Source organism: Paenibacillus marchantiae, from assembly GCF_028771845.1.
Classification (GTDB): Bacteria; Bacillota; Bacilli; order Paenibacillales; family Paenibacillaceae; genus Paenibacillus; species Paenibacillus marchantiae.
Map to the genome: position 1 here is coordinate 851,055 of NZ_CP118270.1, position 21,612 is coordinate 872,666.

A 21,612-nucleotide genomic window follows, 5' to 3' on the forward strand; every position below is an offset into this window, starting at 1 on the left:
TTAAAAGTTCCTAAATATTCAACATGTTTCACAGTCTTTTCATGTCTATATATGTAAAAAAGACCGCTATGACGCGGCCTGCGAGCTTGTTTCGTATCTGTCCAAAATATTGCTGGTTCACTGGGATGAAAATGGTAAACTTCAATGCTGACGACTAGCTAGAATTTGTTTATAGATCTCAATAGCCGATTGTCTTGAGGTTTTCAGATCCACAATGGCATCCTGGCGAGGCTGATGAATCTCTTTGCTATGCAAACCCTTCAGGTCAGGCAGCCATTTGCGGATATAATCCCCTTGGGGATCATACTTCTCTGACTGTGTCACCGGATTGTTCACCCGAAAGTATGGAGCTGCATTCTCGCCAAGTGATGCACACCACAGCCAGTTGCCCCGGTTTTGAATATTGTCATAGTCACGGAGCTTACGTCTGAAATACGCTTCACCCAGCGTGTATGGGCACTGCAGATTTTTGGTAAGAAACATTGCGGTCAAAATACGAAGCCGATTCGGCATATGTCCAGTCTCATTCAGTTCCGTCATCGCTGCGTCGATAATCGGAATGCCTGTTTCGGCCTTGCACCATCGTTCGAAGTGAACCTCGCTGAGCAGCGACAGATCATATACCTTTTCATATGTAAAATAATGACTCTCATACACTGCCCGATACAGATAGAAGTCGCGGAAGCACAATTGTCTGATCCACTCGTCCGAATGCTCCGTGCGTTTCGCAGCATCGTACATCTTGCGGATGGATACAGCCCCCACAGCTACATAAGAACTGAGCCGGCTCGGTTCATAAGCTTCATATTCATCCCGATGGTCGCCGTAATCGGCAATTCTATCAGATAAAAATCCATCCAACATTAGATGAGGATCATTCAAATCAGATACATCATATGCCAGCAATTGTTGTGGTACCTGGAAGGTCTCTGGCCATTCTATCTGCTGATCACTGACCTTCACCTCTGCAACCGTAGTGGTTGAAGCTGGATTAGGATGCTCATTCATGAATTCCACCCAGCGTCGGTGGAAGGCAGCAAATACTTTATATGGCTCGGACTTGCCCGTAAAATCAGCGAATCCCTTCAAATCCATCAGCAGATGATCCGTCAGCTGCGTAAATGTGACTTCTCGTTCCTCGGTTACCTTGCGTATTCCACGGTCCCGTTCAATTGCATATGGGGTCATATCCCGATGAACTACAACTTCATCTATACGACCTTGCATCTGTTCGAGAATATAATCAATCACCTCAGCTGGTTTGCCATAAGCCATGTGCAGCGTACGGCCTGACTTGCGGTACCGCTTACCAAGCTCTACAGCATGCTGTAGAAAATTCACTCCACTATGTTCCTGTTCACGACCTTGCCGCAGCAGAAACGGATCATAGATGAGCACATGCAGACTCTCTGCATCCTGGTGCAGTAAATAATCGAATGCGACCAGGTCATCTGTGCGCAAATCTTTGCGATGTATGAATAACTTCATGCTTCATCCTCCTGCCTGAACTTCTGCCTACTTTGCCGTTAAATCTTTATACAGCCTGCTTGTCTCCTGCTCCGGTTGATGTCCCAGTTCCTCAAGCAGGGTCAGCGTAAATGAATGATATATTCTGAGTATGGCTTGTTGATCATCCATGGATGCACTTACCCTCATCATTAATCGGCAGATTTCTTCGGCATATGGCTCCCGTTCCTGTAGTTCACTCAACTGCTCCATCGCTTCCTTGCCCCGTCCATGCTTCATGTCCCATTCCGCGATATCCATAACCAGTCCTATATACTTACTTCTCAGATCTCTCGCTTTGGCTTGAGCCCAGCGATAATCATGCTCCTCCAGATAGTCACCACGGTAGAGGGGGACGATATCCCGCAGTTGATCGACATTGTCTGATGTAACGTCAGCGTATGCCATACCTTGCTCGAACTGCTCTACATCACTCACCAGATTACCCGATAACAAACGATAGCGGTTCATGTTGTATTCCAGCTTGCCCGTCATGTTCCATTCTTTCAGCAGTTTACGGATCTGATAAACGGAAGTATGCAGATGGGTTAGCCCTTTCTCTTGCGAGACATCCGCCCACAACTTATCGAGCAGAATCTCTTTGCTTACCCAATCCCCTCTATGGTGAAACAAAAAAGCAAACAGTTCTTGCGATTTGGCTGTGCGCCACTTGTGCTTTTCTGCTTCCTGATCCAGGCTTCTGTAAATATCCAGATGTTTAAAAGTAAGCAATCCAGGCAAACGGATATCCAACTCCACAGCCTCAGATTCCTGAACCTCAGCGGTTGCAGCAACCTGAGAGGATGAGGAAATCATGCCTGCGGCAATGCGATCGATTGTTTTGGCAAGCCTCGCTGAACTTACCGGCTTCAGCACATAATCCAGCGCCTGAAGTTCAAAGGCTTCAACCGCATGATCGGCGTAAGCCGTTATAAATATAATGCGAATACTGCTGTCCAATTGCTGTATATATTCAGCCGCTTCCAGTCCATTCATTTCCGGCATGCCAATGTCCAGAAACACAACGTCCACACGCTCTTTTGCCAGAAAATCCAGACCGGCACGGGCTGTTGAAAAACACTGCACGGGGGTAATCCGCCCATCCGATCGTAACAGGCGTTCCAGATGAAGCTGCGCCGGTTTCTCGTCATCGATTACAATGGCTTTCATCGCTCTTCCAGCCTCCTGCCGTGAATTATTCAATGGGAATACCGATTATCTTGGCATTCGTTTAATAATCTGTTAACCAAATTCGCCTAACTCGGCCCATTATTTGGAACCGTTTTTCTTCTCCACAGGTATGCGAAACCGTATTAGCGTTCCTTTCCCCGAATGACTCTGAATCTCCAGCCCTTGACCATATAAAGACAACAGGCGCCGATTAATATTCTGTAGCCCTACACCTCCAGGACCTTCGATTCGCCCTGAACTTACCTGAGCCAAACGCTCAGGAGGTATGCCTACTCCATCATCCTGTACCACAATGACGATGTGCTCATCCTCCCTGGTAATGCCCAGGTTAACCGTACCCCCTGCAGCACGCTCCATCACTCCGTGACGAATCGCATTCTCCACAAGCGGTTGAATACTAAGCGGTGGCAGGTAAAGACGAACATCTGGGTCGATATCATAATGGACCACCAAACGTTCCTCGAACCGTGCTTGTTCCAGATGTACATAGGACTCCACTAACTCCAGTTCCTTCGCCAGCGGAACCAGTTGGTCGCGGTTCTGGAAGTCGAAACTTCCCCGCAAGTAATGACTCAGTTCAATAAGCAAATCGGTCGCTTTATCCGGATTGACGGCGCATGTCGCTATGATGACGTTGAGCGCGTTATATAGAAAGTGCGGCTTGATCTGGGCTTGCAAGAAAGCCATTTCCGTACGAACAACCTCCTGTACCGAGGTACGCATCTCAATTAACGTCCGTACTCTTGCACGCAATTCACCTGCATCCACAGGTTTGCTCAGAAAATCATTTGCTCCTGCCTGGAATCCCATTTTGATATCCTCTGGCAGCCCACGAGCTGTCAGCATTAGAATGGGCAACTCGGACAAGGAACTGTTCTCACGAAGCTTGCGACACAGCTCAAGCCCGGACATTTGCGGCATCATCCAGTCTGTAATGACAAGATCAATGGAGGGGTGTTCTTCACGAAGCTTCAGTGCAGCTGCCCCGCTATCTGCTGCAATGACACGGTAACGTTCCGTTGATAGAAGATTGAACAATACCTGTCGATTCACAGGATCATCGTCCACAATCAGAATGGTATGCTCTGCTTCCAGATTATCATCCGTCTCATCCCAATCCATTGCTGCTGCCGTATCCTGCGCTCTTCTTTCTTGGGTAGATACATATTGGGCTGCAACAGGCCTCGAACTCGCTTGCAGCAAAGGGAACTGCACAATAGGCAGGGTAAAATGAAAGGTCGAACCTTCACCTGGCTCCGATTCTACCCAGATGGTCCCTCCCCCAAGCTCGACCAGTTTGCGAGTGATACTCAGTCCAAGACCAGTTCCCCCGTTAACCCTCTCACTTGTTCCATTGCCCTGTTCGTAAGACTGAAATATGTCTTCCAGTTTATCTCGGGTGATACCGACACCTGTATCGGCGACAGATACCGTCACCATAGCTCCATCCACACGAGCATAGATACGAATCTCACCCTGCTTCGTGTACTTATACGCATTGCCCAGCAGGTTGTACAGAATCTGCCTTAGGCGATCCTCGTCCGCTTCAACCAACGGCAACGCTGGAGGCCATTGCTGGATCAGTACAACCGGTTTATCTTCAAAGGTAAAACCAGAGACTTCAACGACCGTTCGGGCAACGGATTCGAGGTCCACAGCACTCCGTTTTAATTCAATTTCACCATTTTTGAGCTTGGAAAAGTCCAAAATATCGTTTACCAGCAGCGAAAGCCGCTTTCCTGTTGAGGTGATCATGGACAGATTTTTGGCCTGCTTGGGTGTGACCACCCCGGCCGCCCCTTCTAGCATCGATTGAGCTATATTAATGATGCCATGCAGGGGAGTTCTCAGTTCATGGGACGTATTCGCCATAAACTCATCCTTGAGACTGTCGATGGCAAGCAAACGTTCAGACAACGCTTCAACTTCACGGAATGACTGTGCAAACCGAATCGCTGTTAGAATCATCTGTGCAAAGACAAATAACAGCAGCTCATACAGTGCTAGAAATGTCGTATCCACGGTGGTGAAAGCACCAACGGTGTGCAGCACAACCACCATAAATATACTCATCATGCTCATCAGGACATAATGACCGTCATTCGGTTGCTTTTTCAGCCAATGGAGCATGGCTCGCAGCGTGTAACCAATCACCACGAGTGAGATCAGCAGCATGGGCAGCTCCAGCATGGAGAACAGAACAGGAGACAATGTTAGACCCACCGTGCATTGGACGAGTACCAGAACCACACCCAAGCGAACAAACCATTGATGAACAGCTCCAGGTACCAGTGCATCCATATAACGGAGCAAGAAATAATATGCAAGAGCTGCGCTGATTAATTGCAGCCGCAGAATATCATTATTCGGTAAGAACGGTAACAGGGTTCCAAGCAACTTCTCTCCATGAGTCAATGCGTACAACGCACCGGATAGGCTGAATAATCCCAGATACTGAAGCTCTTTTTCACTGCGCCGCAGCCGGAAGAGCATCAGGAAGAAGGCCGCTGGCAGAATAAATCCGAACAGTGTCATCAGATCCTTGAGCCAGTCCTGCTGTTGGCCTTTCAGAATGCTGTGCTCGTCTCCGAACAAAATGGATGCAACAATGCCGCCAGACGAGTAGCTGTAATTCGATACCTGAATGATAATATCTGCGACATCACCTTCTATGGAGGTAAATCCCGTAAAAGGCAAATTGAGCTGAATATCGGTATTTTCCGTTGTACCTGGCAGCCCTTTGCCGCCAATCTCTTTGCCATCTATGAATAAACGATGGGCCATGCGGATATTTTGAGTACGTATCCCATAATCGTTCTTCTCTAATCTCGGGGGAATGCGAACACGCAAATGATACGTTCCATACCCGTGCGCCTCTCCAAGAGTTCCATTCCATCGGGATGGGACATGGATGGGGAGAGGCTTGGAAAGTGGCTTGCGTCCGGAGACATCCGCCTCAAAGTCAACGGGTGCCAACAATTGGCCCGGATAGAAATCCCACGTACCATCCAGGGAAGCAGCCCCCTGTCTATCGAAATTCCAGCCGGTCAGGTCCATAACCCCATCATTCGCATGAGGGTTGCCGCGCTCGGTAAATAACGTTTGTACAATGGAACCCAGAGGAAAAACAACAATACATATAAAGCTAATGGTGAGCATAATCCAGTGTTTTCTCATCTATGTAATCCTTCCGCCTCCATGGCGAGAGACGTCTAATTTTGTCGTTTTATACCTATAACTCCATGTTACACGTTTCTGTTGCTGACGGAAATAGTTCTTACATGATATTTTAACGTCAAAAAAGCCACAGGCTCAGCTACCGGAATGCAGACCGGAGTAGGACCTGTGACTTTTTTGAACTTGTTGGCTATCTGTTTTACTTTTCTCGTTTCCTTACGCTTGTCCAACGACCTGGGCCAGTTTCTGCACGATTCCAGCCCATCCCTGCTCCATCCGTTCACGAATGATGGCATGAGCCTGTCCAAATTCAGTCAGTTTGTCCGCGTCCCAGCCACTGTGAATCAAGGTAAAGTCGGTGTCTTGTCCTTGCTCCGTCAGTTCAAACGTAAGCGTCCAGTCCTTACCCCATTGGAATGACAGCTTGCGTGGCGGCTGAACTTCCGTAACTTTACACGGTGATTTTCCGAAGGGTCCAGCTTCCAGTATAAATTCATGCCCTTCCACTGGCTCTAGATTGCTTGGCATAAACCATGATTCCAAGCCTTTTGACGTCGATACAATCCCCCATACTTTCTCCACAGGCGCGTGAAGCAACAGCTGCTCCCGAATATCTGGCAATGCACTTGAAGATTCCATGATATCTCTCCTTCTAAATGGATATAACTCATTGTTCAAGATTAGATGATGTGTGTCAAATATATTCTGCTAACAACAGGTACTCTGGCAGGCGCTTTGTTGACCGGCTCTCAAACCCACCCTATAATTGGAACATATTACATAAAAGGTGTGTGATTTCTCATGATAGTCTGCTCTGAAAAATTCAATTCCAACCGTTGCCGGAAGGGATAAACATTTCGTAGCTAGTCCCTTCCACATTCTTATTTTAATTATGTTGTGGAGGAAACGTTACATGTCTTTTAGTTATTATGGTCCATTATGTACCGAGGTTTATAATGCCACCAAACCCGTTGGTCAATCTCTTGGAGGCGATATTGAATTTTACCGTGATTATCTGACGAACTGCAATGGACGCATCCTGGAAGCGATGTCTGGTTCAGGTCGAATGCTAATTCCATTACTTGAGGCTGGTTTGAACGTAGACGGTCTTGATTATTCAACGGATATGCTCGATTCATGCCGTGCTCTTTGCTCCATGCGGGAATTGCCCATGCCTGAATTGTTCGCTGCTGATCTGGAGACACTTGATCTTCCTTACCGGTATGAAGTCATTATAATTGCCGCAGGCTCCCTGCTGCTTATTCAAGACAGGCAGGCTTCCATAAAGGCCCTGCGTAATCTGTATCAACATCTGGAACCGGGAGGTCGACTTGTGCTGGACCTCTTTCTACCCGATGTAACAAATACGACTTCATACTACTCAGGCACCTCGACTGTTAAATTACCGGACGGTGATACGATTACAATGGAGAGCAAAGACATCGAAGTCAATATGCTTCAGCAGTACAAAGTAAGTTTAATTCGCTATGAAAAGTGGCGCCATGGCACCCTCATAGCCACAGAACTGCAACAGATTGCATTACGTTGGTACGGTGTGGAGGAGCTGCGCATGATTCTGGAACAGATCGGTTTCATCGACGTTGTTGTATATGCTGACTTCGATTCCAAACAGGCACCTTCGCGTTCTGATCAGAAATTTGTGTTTGAAGCTACACGTGGAGTGCCCTCGAAGTGATTTCACTTTCAGGCCAAAGCGCTAACGAATCGATCTCACCGGGAAGGATCCAAGATCGAGGAAGAAACGTGCCTACGATTCGTTAATCCGTAAACCTGTGGAAATTGCAGCTAATAACAGCTGCTCGGTTCGTTAGATCGTAATGATACAGAAAAGGGATGTCCTCCGTCATGTTCATGACTTATGGGACATCCCTTTTTAATTGCATTTATATAAATGTTCTAATTAAGATCAGTATCCGCGGGAATATGGCTGTGCAACAGGCGCTTTATCTTTGCTAACACCCAGTTCCAGAGCTGCATGAGTCGCCCAGTAAGGATCGCGCAGCATACCTCTGCCAACCGCGACCAGATCTGCATCACCGTTGCCGATAACTGCTTGAGCTAGTGCTGAATCCTCAAGCATACCTACCGCAATGACAGGAACGTTCAGTTCTTCACGGAAACGACGAGCAAAAGGCACTTGGTAACCAGGGTAGTTACCCGGTTTACGTTGTCCGGAAGCCCCTTCACCACCGGAGCTAATGTGGAATATATCCACGCCTGCTGCCTGATAGGCACGGGAAATTTCAATGGTATGATCAATATCATATCCGCCATCAGCGTACTCAACTGCGGAAATCCGCATAATCAGAGGCATATCTTCAGGCATTTCTTTTTTCACTGCACGAATAATCTCGACACCAAAACGGGAAAGATCCTGTCCATACGCATCCTCGCGATGGTTCATCAGCGGAGAATGGAACTGGTGGATGAGGTAACCATGTGCACCATGCAGCTCAATAGCATCGACCCCAGCAGCTACTGCGCGGCGTACACCGTCCGCAAACTTCTGTACCATGGCTTGTGTTTCCTCTGTAGTTAAAGCGTGTGGCGTATTGAAGCTCTCTCCTGGGAAGGTAACCACCGATGGAGCTACAGGTCGAGCAGCATCCTCTGCTTTACGTCCAGCATGCGCGATCTGAATCGCCACCTTGGAGCCATAAGCGTGAATGCCATCCACCAGCTTGGTAAAGGCAGGAATGTGTTCATCTGACCAGATGCCCAAATCATTGTCGGTAATACGTCCGTCTGGATCAACATCCGTCATCTCAATCACGATCAATCCTGTACCCCCAACCGCACGGCTTACATAGTGTACCTGATGCCAATCGTTCGGAATACCGTCTTTGGCAGTAACGGAATATTGGCACATCGGTGCCATGACGACACGGTTATTTAGTTGAAGTCCCTTGAATTGATACGGGGAAAATAATTTCTCTGTCATTTCAATTACATCTCCTATTCAATATGATGATATATGTTGAGGCAATTCCTTGTTTTCCAGATCGGAAAACAGCTGCCCATGCTTGCCGCAGTTGTCCTGCTTCAAATCCTCAATCACTATTATGAACCTAACCTATAGAAATACAAGTACGTACTTTTTTGTGAGATAGTACCCTTTTTTATACCTAGTCGACCCTTTCCTCTGATGCATTCACCATAACTCGAAATGAACTCAAAACATGATATGATAGCCATACAGACATACAGGTGATACTATACCCACTTTATATAAGTTGTACCTAACGGTTACACGAAAACGGAGAGGGCAGGATAAACTGGAGAAGCGAAGCTAAAAGCTTTCTGAAAGAAAGCTGCATCGGAAGCACACACTCGCCTTTATCACCGGATTTTCCCTTTTAATAAGGGAATCAAAAAAATCTGGGGATAACAGCGATCAGAAGGGTATTCTGACCTCGTAGTGATAGTGTAAAATAAGTGGTCAACTTATATACTAACCGAGCCGAAGGAGCGATTACTGGTGAAAGATATTTTAATTCAAAGACTGACAACCTATGCTCAAATGGATACGCAATCCGATGAAAATAGTGAAACCTGCCCTTCCACACCAGGCCAGCTGGTCTTGGGTAAATACCTGGTTGAAGAATGTAAATCCATTGGATTGCAGGAAGTGACCATGGATGATAACGGCTACGTAATGGCGACATTGCCATCCAACACCGACAAGGATGTTCCAGTGATCGGTTTCCTCGCTCATCTGGATACAGCAACCGACTTCACAGGCAAAGATGTCAAACCACAGGTCATCGACAACTATGATGGACAGGATATTGTGCTGAATCAGGAATTGGATGTAGTGTTATCCACCACTGATTTCCCTGAACTGCGTGAATATAAAGGCCACACCCTGATTACAACAGATGGCACAACACTGCTTGGTGCGGACAATAAAGCCGGTATTACCGAGATCATGACGGCAATGGCCTACCTGATTGAACACCCGGAATTAAAACACGGAAAGATTCGTGTTGCTTTTACCCCGGATGAAGAGATTGGCCGTGGGCCGCATAAGTTCGATGTGCCTGCTTTTGGCGCCAAATATGCCTACACGGTGGACGGCGGACCTCTCGGTGAGCTGGAATACGAAAGTTTCAACGCGGCGGCTGCCAAAATCACAGTACGGGGCACCAACGTGCACCCGGGCACAGCCAAAAACAAGATGGTCAATTCCGCTAAAATTGCGATGGAGTTGAACTGCCGATTGCCTGCGGAGGAAGCTCCCGAATTCACAGAAGGTTATGAAGGATTTTATCATTTGTTATCTATCGAGGGAGACGTCGAACTGACCAAGATGAGCTACATCATCCGGGACTTCGACCGGGAGAAGTTTGAGAAACGTAAAGCGTATTTGTTGGATGTCGTGGGCGAATTGAAAAGCAAATATGGCGAGAAAAGCATTTCCATTGAATTGAATGATCAATACTATAACATGCGTGAGAAAATCGAACCTGTGCGCCAGATCGTCGATATTGCACATGAAGCGATGACTCGCCTGGATATCGAACCTGTCATCCGCCCAATTCGGGGAGGCACAGACGGTTCCCAGCTCTCGTACATGGGTATGCCTACACCCAACATCTTCACGGGCGGGGAGAACTATCACGGCAAATTCGAATATGTATCGGTTGATAATATGGTGAAGGCCACACAGGTCATCGTGGAAATTGCTCAACTATTCGAACAGCGTGGAGATATTTAATCCGTGTCTAAATCTATAGAACGACAAAGCAAAACCTTCACCGGACAGGTGAAGGCACGGACACCCTCTGACATTCAGAGGGTGTCTTTACATTTTTATCGTACAACTGATGTGAAGCACTGCTATCTAGTCTATTTATTCGTACATATTACCTCCCGCAATTTCGCGCAGCTGCTCCAGATTGCAGATGACAATGTTGCGCTGTTCTTTGCGGATGATTTCACGGTCTCGGAGGTCATGGATGACCCGGTTCAAGTGTCTATAGCTCGTGCCCAGCATATCCGCCAGCTCTGTTAGCTTGGAGGTCTGGATTTCTTCTGTGATCTGCTCCCCCTGCTCCATCGTGGACAGCAAATAGCTTGCAAAACGGCTCTCGACAGGATAAAGCAGATTAAGACTCGACAGATTCGAGAAGGTATATAATTTGTGGGTCACATGACTGAGCATAAAATGGAGAAACTTCGGGTTTTCAGCATATGTATTCTTGAGATAGCGATAGCTTACACCGAGCAGCAGGCTCTTATTGACGGATTCCACCGTGTTTTTGGCTTCCTTGCCATTGACCAGCTCCAGATCACCTACCAGCGCAGGAGGCATACTGAAACGAAGCAACAAAGACTTTCCATTCGGCAGTGTTGTATAAATCTTGAGCTTACCCTGGACGAGAAAATATAATCGTTCGGGACGTTCACCTTTGGCACATATAATCTCACCTTTGGAGGCTTCGAGCAACCTTAATTCAGCAAGCGCAGGTTCGTCGAGCACCTGATCCAGGCCATGCTCCCGCGCAAGCTGGCGCAGCAATCCAAAGTCCATAATTTCTCTCATCTCGGATAAACCCCCTGTGTGAATCTACATATACAATGGACACATGTCCCATAAACGATATAGGTTCGTACAAATATCTTGATATAAAAATAGTTACAACTAGATTTTATATCCAATGCATTCATTTAAATGGGAAATATTCTAAAATTCAGCCTTCAAAATGACAATATTTTATGAAAAAAGGAGTACATGATAGCGCACTCTTATCCGATGAAAGATAAAGCGATAAGCATAGTTACAACTGCTAGTTTAGAATCCAAATAAAGAAAGGATGGTTCGACCTACTATGAACGTTGTAGATGCCCTTTTGAAAGTAATGCCTTATATCCGTCTGATTCTTAGAGAACCAGCCAGTCTAACGGTGTATGATCACGAGAAGGTATTGTATTCTGTCTCCACCGAAAAGTTCAATCTCGGATTCAACGAAGGCGATCCTCTTTTGGATGGATATAAGAACTTTACCGCTCTCAAGAACGGAAACGAAGCCTCTCTGACCCACCTTCCGGCAGAATACTACGGTATTGAGCTGGATGTCCTTAATATACCGATCTTTGATGACAATCATCAGGTCGTTGCTATTTTCTGCGTATCGTATGATCAATCGAACCAGAATCAGCTTGAAGCTATTATACAAGAAAACCAAACGATTAATGGAAACCTGGTTGAAATGGTCCAGCACGTTGCCGCTCATGCGGAGGAATTGCAGGCCACCAGCGAACAGATTCTGGAGAATACACGTCTGGCGGTAAAGAATTCGTCTCAGATCAACAAGGTTGCCGGGTTCATTCGTGAAATCTCGGAACAGACCAACTTGCTTGGGCTTAATGCCGCTATCGAAGCTGCGCGTGTAGGTGAAGCCGGAGCAGGCTTTGGTGTGGTCGCAACGGAAGTGCGCAAACTTTCTGTCGATGCCAAACAGGCTACCAGCGATATTGATATCAGCTTAAAAGATGTACAACAGGTTATTAAACAGATGGAAGTCGAAGTATCCCAGATTGCAGCTTCTTCTCAGGAGCAAGCCACGCTCGTATCCTCCTTTACGGATGTCATCGAGAAGCTGAATGAAGCGGGAGAACGCATGAAAGCTCTGTCTGAACAACTCATCAGTTACTCTGTGAACGATTAAGGGCAGGTACATCTCCCGATAGGATGGTTACCCATTCCACCAGAAATACTGAACATTAACTACTTTATATGTAATAAACAGGACTTGGAATCCCCGTCCCCGTGACGGAAATTCTAAGTCCTGTTTCATTTGTCTTTTTATCGTGTATGTGGATCTCATGTTGTATTTGTATCCGTTATTTCTTCGTTATTTAGCAACTTCACTTCATTTTGTTCCTACTACCTCGGCCTCCGACTCCCAGCATTCCACTTCGCCCGGAATGTGAATACGGTCCCGAGTAAAGATCGGGTCACGTCCTTCGGCCTTTTGTTTCTTGTAATCTTTCAGCGCATCGAATGTCACCTTGGACAGCATCAGGATGGCAATCAGATTCACCACAACCATCAGCCCCATGAATAGGTCGGCCAAATCCCATACCAGCTGGACCTTGGCAACGGCACCGAACAGCACCATCGCGATAACACACACACGGTATACCCACAGCCAACCTTTATTGGATTTGATAAACTCAATATTGGTCTCCCCGTAGTAATAATTCCCGATGAGCGTACTAAAGGCAAACAGGAACACCATCACTGCCAAAAATCCGGACGCCCATGAACCCATATGCACACTTAATGCCGCTTGAGTTAATTCAATTCCACCCAGATTGGAACCTTTGTATACACCTGATAGCAAAATAATCATGGCCGTGCTTGTACAAATGACCAAGGTATCCGTCAACACGCCAAACGCCTGAATAAGCCCTTGTTTGACCGGATGTGTTGTATCCGCCGTAGCCGCAGCATTCGGCGCACTACCCATACCCGCCTCATTGGAGAACAAACCACGTTTGACACCATTCATCAGCGCGGCTCCAAGTGTACCACCAGCGACCTGTTCAATGCCGAAGGCATTTTTCACAATCAGCGCAATCATGGCCGGAAGCTGTGTGATGTTCGACAGAACAACAAATGCAGCCACGCCAATATACAGCACAGCAAGAACAACGACGATGTATTCGGACGCCTTGGCAATCCGTTTAACACCACCCATGATGATTGCCGCAAACACAACGGCCATAATAATACCTACCGTCAACCGATCGATGCCGAATGAATTTTTGAATGCGACTGTAATCGTGTTGGACTGCACAGCATTAAAGACCAAACCGAACGACAACGTGATGAGAATTGCGAACAATATCCCCATCCATCGTTTCCCGAGGCCACGCTCCATATAATAAGCAGGACCCCCGCGGAATCCGCCCTTATCTTTGATTTTATAAATTTGAGCAAGTGTACTCTCCACAAAACTCGAAGCTGAACCAAAAATCGCGATAACCCACATCCAGAATACAGCCCCTGGTCCCCCCAGTGCGATTGCCAGTGCAATACCTGTAATATTCCCGGTTCCCACGCGCGCTGCCATACTGATACAGAATGCCTGAAACGGCGAAATTTTGCCGGGCTCCTTGCTCTTTGGCTCCTTGAGCACTTTCACCATATCTCCAATCATGCGGAATTGCATGAACCGGGTCTTGGTCGTAAAATACAAACCACATACGACCAACAAGATGATTAACAGCTTGGACCATAGAAAATCATTGAAAACTGCAATAATATCTTGTATTGTTTGCTCCATTGGCAATGCCCCTTTTCGTTGATGGTTCGTTAAAAAGCGTTCCCCAGCTGTATGACTGAGCGAAAAATTCTCATACTACTTCATAAAGGCATGCAGTTCTATCGCCTCAGACGGACCGTTTTGTGCTGAAGTACGATAGGTTAAGAGATCGTTTGTACCATTCTGCATATCTCGGAATCCACAATTTCGGATGTTACCTATACTACAGGGGCATCTACGGAAACCGACAAATACCTACACAGAAACATTTAAATTTTTTATAAATAAGCAACGTTTATCCATTCACTGTCACTTTATCTGACATATTTGTTAGCATGCACGGGTCTTCACATCAGGATATACAACCAAGTATGATAATAGGGGACATTAATAGCAGGGAAAGATCATTTATAGATGCAGAGAACGGAATATATAGGAGTTAACTTAATCAGAAAGGAGGACACGGAAATGCGTTATTTTATTGTGGATGATGATCCTGGGATTCGATCCATGCTGATGGATATTATTGAAGATGAGGGGCTCGGCGAGATTGCGGGGGAAGCTGAAGATGGAGCTCATATTCATGCTGAACTGCTGGAGCTGCATAAGGTGGATGTACTGCTGATTGATCTGCTCATGCCGCAGCGAGACGGGATTCAGACGATACGTGCACTTGAAGGAATGTTCGATGGCAAGATCGTGATGATCTCCCAGATTGAGTCGAAAAATATGATCGGGGAAGCCTATTCGCTTGGCATCGAATATTATATTACGAAGCCGATTAATCGGCTGGAGATCCTGTCTGTTCTGCGTCTGGTGGACGAACGTCTGCGTATGCAGCAATCCATCGCAGATATTCAGCGTACGTTGCAAGGACTGTCTAGACTGCAATCTTCCGAACGTGCTTCAACACCAGCCCCCGACAGAACAATTACGACCGCAGGACATTTCCTACTATCCGAGATGGGCATGATCGGAGAAGCGGGCAGCAGAGATTTGCTGGACATGCTGGAATACCTGGAGCAGATTGAAACGGAGGAGCATAAGCTCTCTCCATACACGTTCCCATCACTTAAGGATATCTTCCAGAATGTAGCCATACGCAAACTGGGTTCCGATGCCTCACCAGCGGAAGTAACGAAGGAGATTAAAGCATCTGAGCAGCGCGTTCGCCGTGCAATTTTCCAAACATTAAGCCATGTCGTATCGCTCGGACTCACGGATTACACACATCCGAAGTTTGAGAATTACGCGTCGAAGTTCTTTGACTTTACGGAGATTCGCAAGAAAATGCTGGAACTACAAAACAATGTGGAGCCCTCCTTGTCCCAGACCCGCATTAATACCAAAAAGTTCGTTCAGGTACTGTATCTGGAAGCCAAGCGGCTGTTGCATTGAGGAGTAACAAAAAAAACATGCGCTCATGATTGAACTGGAATGATACAGCATTCGTTCTTCCTGCTGTCTATTCCAGCTATTATCATGTGCGCATGCAAAAAAAGCTCATCTATATCCATCAAGCCCTCGGCTTGCTTAAGTGCATTCGATTATACTCATTGATCAATTCATCCAGTACCATGGACTGCTGAAGCACATCGGGATGTCCAAATCTACCCTCGTTATGCTCTACCAACATATGAAGGTTATGTCTGGCTTTCTCTATTTGATTTTTCAATTCCAAACTCATAACCATCGCGTCTAATCCCTCCCTATTTCTGTGTTACATTTTAGGTTTTCCTGTCAATCTATAGTTGGATTAACATATGGCATAGTTCACATGGATGTTTTGTATCCTTCTCCAATTTTTGAAAGTCTCTATAGCTATTCCTAGAAGACGATCCGAAAATGGCTCTGGAACGCCTAATTGAAGGCCAGATTACAATTTCACGAGCAAATTTTCCCCACTAACTTCATAATCAAACAGTTGTGTCATTATTGTGTATGTTAAAAAAACCAAAAAAAACACCTCTCGATCTAAGGCTTACCCAAGGGGTTATCCTATATCGATAGAGAGGTGCTTTATCGTTAGATTACTTTAATCAATGTGTGACCTTCACTGTGATGACTTCGCTAGAAACCGATCCACTTTCGTTAATCCATTCCACAACATATTCATACTCGCCAGGTGCACGATCTTTGATCACTGTTGTTGCTGTCTGTGCATTCGGAGATGCTGCAGTCAACGGTTGGCTGTCGATCTCTTGACCATTCTCAGACAAACGATAGGAGGTGGCATTTGTGCCCCACCACATATTCATCGTAATCGTGTAGTTTCCATCCCCATCCCAGTTGTCATGAGAGAGCACCGGCTTCCCTGGTGCTGCATCACGAACGATTACGGTATGCGGAGCGCATTCGGTCGTCCCTTTTGAATTGATTAGTTCGCAAGTATATACATACGTACCGTTTACCCGACCCGAAATATCCGTGGATGCCTTTTGGGCAGAAGGGCTTGAAGCCGTGAGCTTCTGCGTATCGATCAGTTCACCGTTCTCATACAATTTATACTGTGTACCGTTATTCCCCCACCACATATTCATGGTGATGGTGTATGTTCCATCCGCCAAACCGTCGCCATGTTGGTTATCGTCGGACAAGGAAGGTACACCCGGTGCACCTGTGGCTTGGTCTGCGGCGATGACTGTCACTTCCACGGAAAGCTCGGTGATGAGTCCCGCGCCGTTAACTGCTTTGGCTGTAAAGGTGTGTTTTCCCACCAGACCCGTCAGTGCAATCTCATCACCCTGTTCTACGGCCTCACCGTCCCAAGTCAACTCCAGAAGAGTAATCCCGGACTCCGGATCTTCTGCCTTCACATCAACTTGGAGTACATCCTCTTCACTCATCTGTTCCGCAGGCATGCCTGTAATGACCGGAGGTGTCGTATCTTCTACTTCTTGCGGACCACCTACATAACGAATATTCGGTGCCGCTGGCTGCTCCATGCCTACTCCAAGATGGAAGCCGGTATGTGGCGGCTGGTTATAGGCTACATTTTGCCAAGCTACCCCAAGGCGGTAGACTGGATCATGCATCAACGTGCGAATACGCACATCCGTCTCATCTGTCGTCGTATAAATGCGTAATTCCGAGCTGTCCTGACTGCGCCACATCACTTCTTCACGCCAGTCTCCAAACAGATCTGCCTGCAAACTCGGGTTCGCTTTGGTGCTATTGTTCGAAGCTGCACCTGTTGCCGTCAGCAGATTAACTGTCGTTTGGTTCTCATAATCCCATTTGTCGATACGAATATCATCCTGAAGCTCACGCAGCAGGTCACCGTCCCACCAGATGCCGAAGTTGGTGGACGATGGAATCTTCGTCGTGATCAGTTCCCCCTGAGCACTGTAAAGCCCGGTGATTGGAATATGCTCAGCATTGGTAATGGTTGCAGCCCATACCTCAGCTCCCGGATAGTTCGGATCAATATCGGCAGCCATGCCACGTCCGGTATCGATGCCTGTGAACACACCCCAGAGGATTTCACCTGTAGCCGCATCGCGCATTTCCATACCATACTTAGAATCTTTATGTTCGTGTACGTCGAATACTTCCAGTCCTGGACGTGTCGGGTCCAGATCACTCAGATGCATGGCATCGCCATGACCGAGTTTCGTATTGTAGAGCGGTTTGCCATTATCGTCGATGGCCATCGCACCAAATGTAATCTCATCCTTGCCGTCGCCATCCACATCTGCAACCGAGAGATTGTGATTCCCTTGGCCTGCATACTCGCCGTAGCCATCGTCGCTTGAGTCAAAACGCCATACTTTGCTTATCTTTCCATCACGGAAATTGTAGGATGCCAGCACAGTACGCGTATAATATCCACGGCTGAACATGGCACTTGGATGTTCGCCATCCAGATACGCTACCGCTGCCAGGAAACGGTCCACCCGGTTTCCATAGCCATCGCCCCAGGAAGCAACATCTCCACGCGGCGGATCATATTCCACCGTATCCAGTGCTGCTCCGGTTTCACCATCGAACACCGTCAGGAATTCATCACCAAGCAGAACGTAACCGGAACTGTTCCGGTGGTCTGCATTGGCGTCTCCAATGACTTTTCCTTGTCCATCGACGGTACCATCTGCGGTACGCATCATCAGTTCGGCTCTGCCATCACCATCGAAGTCATAAACCAGGAATGGAGAGTAGTGCGCACCCGCACGAATATTCGGCCCCATATTGATGCGCCACAATCTTGTTCCATCCAGCTTATAGGCATCCATATATACAATACCGGTATATCCGGATTGGGAGTTATCCTTGCCGTTGTTTGGCGACCACATCAGAACAATCTCATATTCGCCATCACCATCGACATCGCCCACGCTGGCATCACCCGCATAATACGAATACGGCTGCCCGTCTTTCGTATAGGCATCAGCAGGCTTTTGCAGAGGTACAGACAGGTATTGCTCCTGCCAAACGCCGAATTCCTTCGTTGCCGCTTTTTCAATGCCGTTTTCTACCGTCATGACCCGGTATTTGGACGCATCGGTGCCTTCGGCATCCGTAAAGTTGGTGCTTCCCGTTATCGGTTCATCGTTAAGCTTCACACCATCCCGATACAAATTGAAAGCAATGGTCTCGGCATCCAAGCCTAGCATGCGCCAGCCGATATAGTTGCCGTTTTCTGTTTTTATAGCCACCGGAGCACGGTCCAGATACTCCATTTCACGATTCAGCGTCGTTGCTACTGGTGTTTCGAGTGCAGCCGAAAGTTCGGATACCCCTCCCGCATTCACAGACGCCACTTTATAGAAATAAGGAATGGTGCTGAGAATGGTGGAGTCTGTGTATGTCGTCTCCTTGGTGCGAGCGATTAGATCATACGGTCCATCCTGCTTCACAGCACGATAGATTTGGTATGCACGCGCTCCTGTTGATTCCGACCAAGTGATGGAGACGTCATTTTTGTTGATGCTTTGTAACGACAGACCTGAAGGAACCTCTGCCTTGTCTACAGATGAATCAATCGTCGATACAGGCAATGCATTGGATGCTACCGATTCCGTACCTGTACGATCCGCAGCCGTTACCGTATATACATAATTCATGCCCAGGTCAATCTTATTATCGGTATAGGTTGTTGCATCCGTGGTTCCCAGCAGCTCGGCCTTGGCCGCTCCAGTTGACTGACGGTATACCTTATACTGTACGTCATCGGCAATAGCATCCCACGACAATGCAGCGGTGATCGGATCACTCTCCAGATCCAGGCCATTCAGTTTCAGATTGGAAGGGGCCACCAATACAGGTGTAATCTCAAGTCCATTGAGATGCGCCGTAGCCCCACTGAAGACCAGATTCATCTGCCCGTCCTGCACGGTAATCTGGTTGATCACTTTTTCGGCAATATTCTGGGCACCTGAAGATACGGTTCCATAATCTTTGCCTTCGATGTTAATGTTGGTTTTTGCTGACCCAATCCAGTCCCCAGTGTACGTCTTGACCGAATAGGTACCATTCGGCAGATCCACTTTGAATTCATATGATCCGTTAAAATAGATCACGAAGTCACGACGCAGGTTATCCGTCGCACTGCCACGATCCCGATCCGCCATATTGGCGGAAGACGTTAATCCATAACCGCGTTCTGGTGTATACAGCGTATTCCGATTGACTTCCGTATACCCTTCAGCAACCGGAGAACCTACCGGGCCAAAGTCATATCGATACGTTGCCGATTTGGTGGTGAAGCTGACTTCATCCGAAGGATCGGATTCGCCGCGGCCATTCACAGCCGTTACTCGAACTGTGTACGACTTACCTTCAACCAAACCGCTTAGCGTTAAAGTAGGTACGGTTGCCGTTCCTGCCAGTTTGTAGGCAGTTTCCGGCTCTGTTGAGAGCTTACGGTATACTTTGTAGATGTCTGCGGTGTCATCCGCCGTCCATTTCAATACCGCTCCGGCGTTGCTAATGCTGCCTGCCTTCAATCCAGCAGGTTTGGCAGGCAATTCAGCTGGAACTTCAGCATCCTGAACCGCTTCCGATAACGGCAGATCCAGTTCACGAACGGCACCTGCAACCAAACGGGCAATCTGAATCGCTCCATATTCCTGGAAGTGCGTATTATCCGTTGCCCCGTTCGGGAATGCCTGATAGATGCCTGGTGATACATGGAGGAAGACAGACAATGTCGCTTCCGGTCCAATGGAATCATAGTACGCAATGCTGAGTGCGCTCAGATCGATCAGCTTCACATTTTTCTCGGAAGCCACCTCTTTCATCGCCTGCACATATTCAGGGAAGGATACATTGAACTTGCCTGTGTCTGCGTTAAAGTCCCTGCGACCCATTGGGGTGACCAGAATTGGGGTAGCTCCCCGCTGCTGCACGCCGTCTATGTAGGTTTTCAGATAGTTTTTGTAATCGGCGGGTGAAGCATAACGGTCAGGAACACTGATCGTTGCATCGTTGTGTCCGAACTGCACGAACAGATAATCTCCCGGACGAATGAGGCGCAGAACCTCATCTAGTCGGCCTTCGAAAATAAAGGATTTGGAGCTGCGTCCACCGATGGAATGGTTCTTAATCTCCACGGCATCACTGAAAAAGGACGGGAACATTTGTCCCCAACCCGCTTGGGGCTCCCAATATGGATTATACGTCTGCATCGTGGAGTCACCCGCAAGGTACACAGCAGGTTTGTTCCCTGCCTCGCGTTCCTGTTGTTTGGTGATCACGAGCGCATTGATATTAGCGGCCGTTCCGGAGAATTCAAAGTTCATCTGCCCATCCACCAGGGCAATATCGAAGCTCATCTCCAGATATTCACCCGCTGGCTTGGTATTCTGCTGAACCTTGTTCATGCTCTCCACTTTGATCGCAATATCTGTGTTGCCTGCACTGTCGCCAGCGACAAGGGAGACGGTATAATCACCGTTTGGCAAATCCACCTTGAATCCGCCCCCATCGGCGATTTTGGCAAAATCGGATTTAATCGGATCACTTGTACCCCGATCCTGTACCGTTACCTTGGATACATCGGTGAATCCATAGCCACGTTCCGCCGAATACGCAGACGTTGCGTCCACACCTGTATATCCATTCGCAACAGCTCCTGAACCAAAATCGAATTTATAAGTGCCTCCACCGGCAGCTTCATCAGCCGATACGGCTGCACTTGCTGTTGGTGTGCCAAGCATTGTTCCCCACCCCAGACTGGAAATTGTAAATACCCATAGGAGCAAAACCAAACCAACCTGCCGCGTCTTCGCGATCATGAACACCCATCCTTTCGTTTCCTCATCATAGAATGATTAAAGCCAGAACGATGGTACAACCCATAAGTAAGCGCTTGCATTTTGTCGTTTAAAAAAAGAACTACTTTTGATTAACGGATCACCTCTTTAATTTTTAATTTTCAAATTCTTTAATGCTTCACATCAGTAAACTTTGAGGCAAAGGTTTTCATTTCCCCTCGATACTATCC

At 47.3% G+C, this 21,612-nt stretch carries 13 protein-coding genes; 4 read left to right on the forward strand and 9 right to left on the reverse strand.

All coding sequences use genetic code 11. From position 1 onward, the window contains the following. Window positions 1-141: 141 nt before the first annotated feature. From PTQ21_RS03900 to PTQ21_RS03915, 4 genes are all read right to left on the reverse strand, one after another. Entirely contained in the window at window positions 142-1,488 is a 1,347-nt protein-coding gene (locus PTQ21_RS03900; RefSeq protein WP_274568885.1) for a cryptochrome/photolyase family protein, read from the reverse strand. 27 nt (window positions 1,489-1,515) lie between these two features. After that, entirely contained in the window at window positions 1,516-2,676 is a 1,161-nt protein-coding gene (locus tag PTQ21_RS03905; protein ID WP_274568887.1) for a response regulator, read from the reverse strand. A gap of 99 nt (window positions 2,677-2,775) precedes the next feature. After that, window positions 2,776-5,856 carry an ATP-binding protein gene (locus PTQ21_RS03910; RefSeq protein WP_274568889.1) on the reverse strand — a complete coding sequence of 1,027 codons (3,081 nt, stop codon included), beginning with the start codon at window positions 5,854-5,856 and terminating at the stop codon, window positions 2,776-2,778. A gap of 234 nt (window positions 5,857-6,090) precedes the next feature. Continuing rightward, complete coding sequence (locus PTQ21_RS03915; RefSeq protein WP_063567776.1) at window positions 6,091-6,513, reverse strand: SRPBCC family protein; 423 nt, start codon at window positions 6,511-6,513, stop codon at window positions 6,091-6,093. A gap of 274 nt (window positions 6,514-6,787) precedes the next feature. On the opposite strand from PTQ21_RS03915, the gene PTQ21_RS03920 reads away from it, so the two are divergent. Then, window positions 6,788-7,570, forward strand: a complete 783-nt coding sequence (locus PTQ21_RS03920; protein WP_274568890.1) for a class I SAM-dependent methyltransferase — start codon at window positions 6,788-6,790, stop codon at window positions 7,568-7,570. A gap of 231 nt (window positions 7,571-7,801) precedes the next feature. Here the strand turns inward: PTQ21_RS03920 and PTQ21_RS03925 are convergent, their stop codons facing one another. Next, window positions 7,802-8,836, reverse strand: coding sequence for an NADH:flavin oxidoreductase/NADH oxidase (locus tag PTQ21_RS03925; protein WP_269054309.1), 1,035 nt, complete (start codon window positions 8,834-8,836; stop codon window positions 7,802-7,804). Window positions 8,837-9,373: 537 nt separating this feature from the next. Here PTQ21_RS03925 and pepT point away from each other — a divergent pair. After that, window positions 9,374-10,612, forward strand: a complete 1,239-nt coding sequence (pepT, locus tag PTQ21_RS03930; RefSeq protein WP_274568893.1) for a peptidase T — start codon at window positions 9,374-9,376, stop codon at window positions 10,610-10,612. Window positions 10,613-10,747: 135 nt separating this feature from the next. On the opposite strand, the gene PTQ21_RS03935 is transcribed toward pepT, so the two are convergent. Next, entirely contained in the window at window positions 10,748-11,440 is a 693-nt protein-coding gene (locus PTQ21_RS03935) for a Crp/Fnr family transcriptional regulator (protein ID WP_063567772.1), read from the reverse strand. Between the two features lie 667 nt (window positions 11,441-12,107). Here PTQ21_RS03935 and PTQ21_RS31450 point away from each other — a divergent pair. Further along, on the forward strand, window positions 12,108-12,566 hold the full coding sequence (locus PTQ21_RS31450; RefSeq protein ID WP_371121638.1) for a methyl-accepting chemotaxis protein: 459 nt from the start codon (window positions 12,108-12,110) through the stop codon (window positions 12,564-12,566). A gap of 204 nt (window positions 12,567-12,770) precedes the next feature. On the opposite strand, the gene PTQ21_RS03945 is transcribed toward PTQ21_RS31450, so the two are convergent. Further along, complete coding sequence (locus PTQ21_RS03945; protein ID WP_063567770.1) at window positions 12,771-14,189, reverse strand: alanine/glycine:cation symporter family protein; 1,419 nt, start codon at window positions 14,187-14,189, stop codon at window positions 12,771-12,773. Between the two features lie 447 nt (window positions 14,190-14,636). Between PTQ21_RS03945 and PTQ21_RS03950 the strand changes: the two genes are divergently transcribed. Next, window positions 14,637-15,566, forward strand: coding sequence for a response regulator (locus PTQ21_RS03950; protein ID WP_274568895.1), 930 nt, complete (start codon window positions 14,637-14,639; stop codon window positions 15,564-15,566). A gap of 118 nt (window positions 15,567-15,684) precedes the next feature. Here the strand turns inward: PTQ21_RS03950 and PTQ21_RS03955 are convergent, their stop codons facing one another. After that, a complete protein-coding gene (locus PTQ21_RS03955) occupies window positions 15,685-15,861 on the reverse strand; it encodes an aspartyl-phosphate phosphatase Spo0E family protein (RefSeq protein ID WP_053782597.1) in 177 nt (58 codons plus the stop codon). 346 nt (window positions 15,862-16,207) lie between these two features. Then, complete coding sequence (locus PTQ21_RS03960; protein ID WP_274568896.1) at window positions 16,208-21,403, reverse strand: rhamnogalacturonan lyase family protein; 5,196 nt, start codon at window positions 21,401-21,403, stop codon at window positions 16,208-16,210. Between the last annotated feature and the right edge of the window lie 209 nt (window positions 21,404-21,612).

Coding starts and splice junctions, on each gene's coding strand:
- PTQ21_RS03905 (WP_274568887.1), bottom strand. CDS start 2,676: ATGAAAGCCATTGTAATCGATGACGAGAAACCGGCGCAGCTTCATCTG.
- PTQ21_RS03915 (WP_063567776.1), bottom strand. CDS start 6,513: ATGGAATCTTCAAGTGCATTGCCAGATATTCGGGAGCAGCTGTTGCTT.
- PTQ21_RS03935 (WP_063567772.1), bottom strand. CDS start 11,440: ATGAGAGAAATTATGGACTTTGGATTGCTGCGCCAGCTTGCGCGGGAG.
- PTQ21_RS03925 (WP_269054309.1), bottom strand. CDS start 8,836: ATGACAGAGAAATTATTTTCCCCGTATCAATTCAAGGGACTTCAACTA.
- PTQ21_RS03945 (WP_063567770.1), bottom strand. CDS start 14,189: ATGGAGCAAACAATACAAGATATTATTGCAGTTTTCAATGATTTTCTA.
- PTQ21_RS31450 (WP_371121638.1), top strand. CDS start 12,108: ATGGTCCAGCACGTTGCCGCTCATGCGGAGGAATTGCAGGCCACCAGC.
- PTQ21_RS03950 (WP_274568895.1), top strand. CDS start 14,637: ATGCGTTATTTTATTGTGGATGATGATCCTGGGATTCGATCCATGCTG.
- PTQ21_RS03955 (WP_053782597.1), bottom strand. CDS start 15,861: ATGGTTATGAGTTTGGAATTGAAAAATCAAATAGAGAAAGCCAGACAT.
- PTQ21_RS03920 (WP_274568890.1), top strand. CDS start 6,788: ATGTCTTTTAGTTATTATGGTCCATTATGTACCGAGGTTTATAATGCC.
- PTQ21_RS03900 (WP_274568885.1), bottom strand. CDS start 1,488: ATGAAGTTATTCATACATCGCAAAGATTTGCGCACAGATGACCTGGTC.
- PTQ21_RS03910 (WP_274568889.1), bottom strand. CDS start 5,856: ATGCTCACCATTAGCTTTATATGTATTGTTGTTTTTCCTCTGGGTTCC.
- PTQ21_RS03960 (WP_274568896.1), bottom strand. CDS start 21,403: ATGATCGCGAAGACGCGGCAGGTTGGTTTGGTTTTGCTCCTATGGGTA.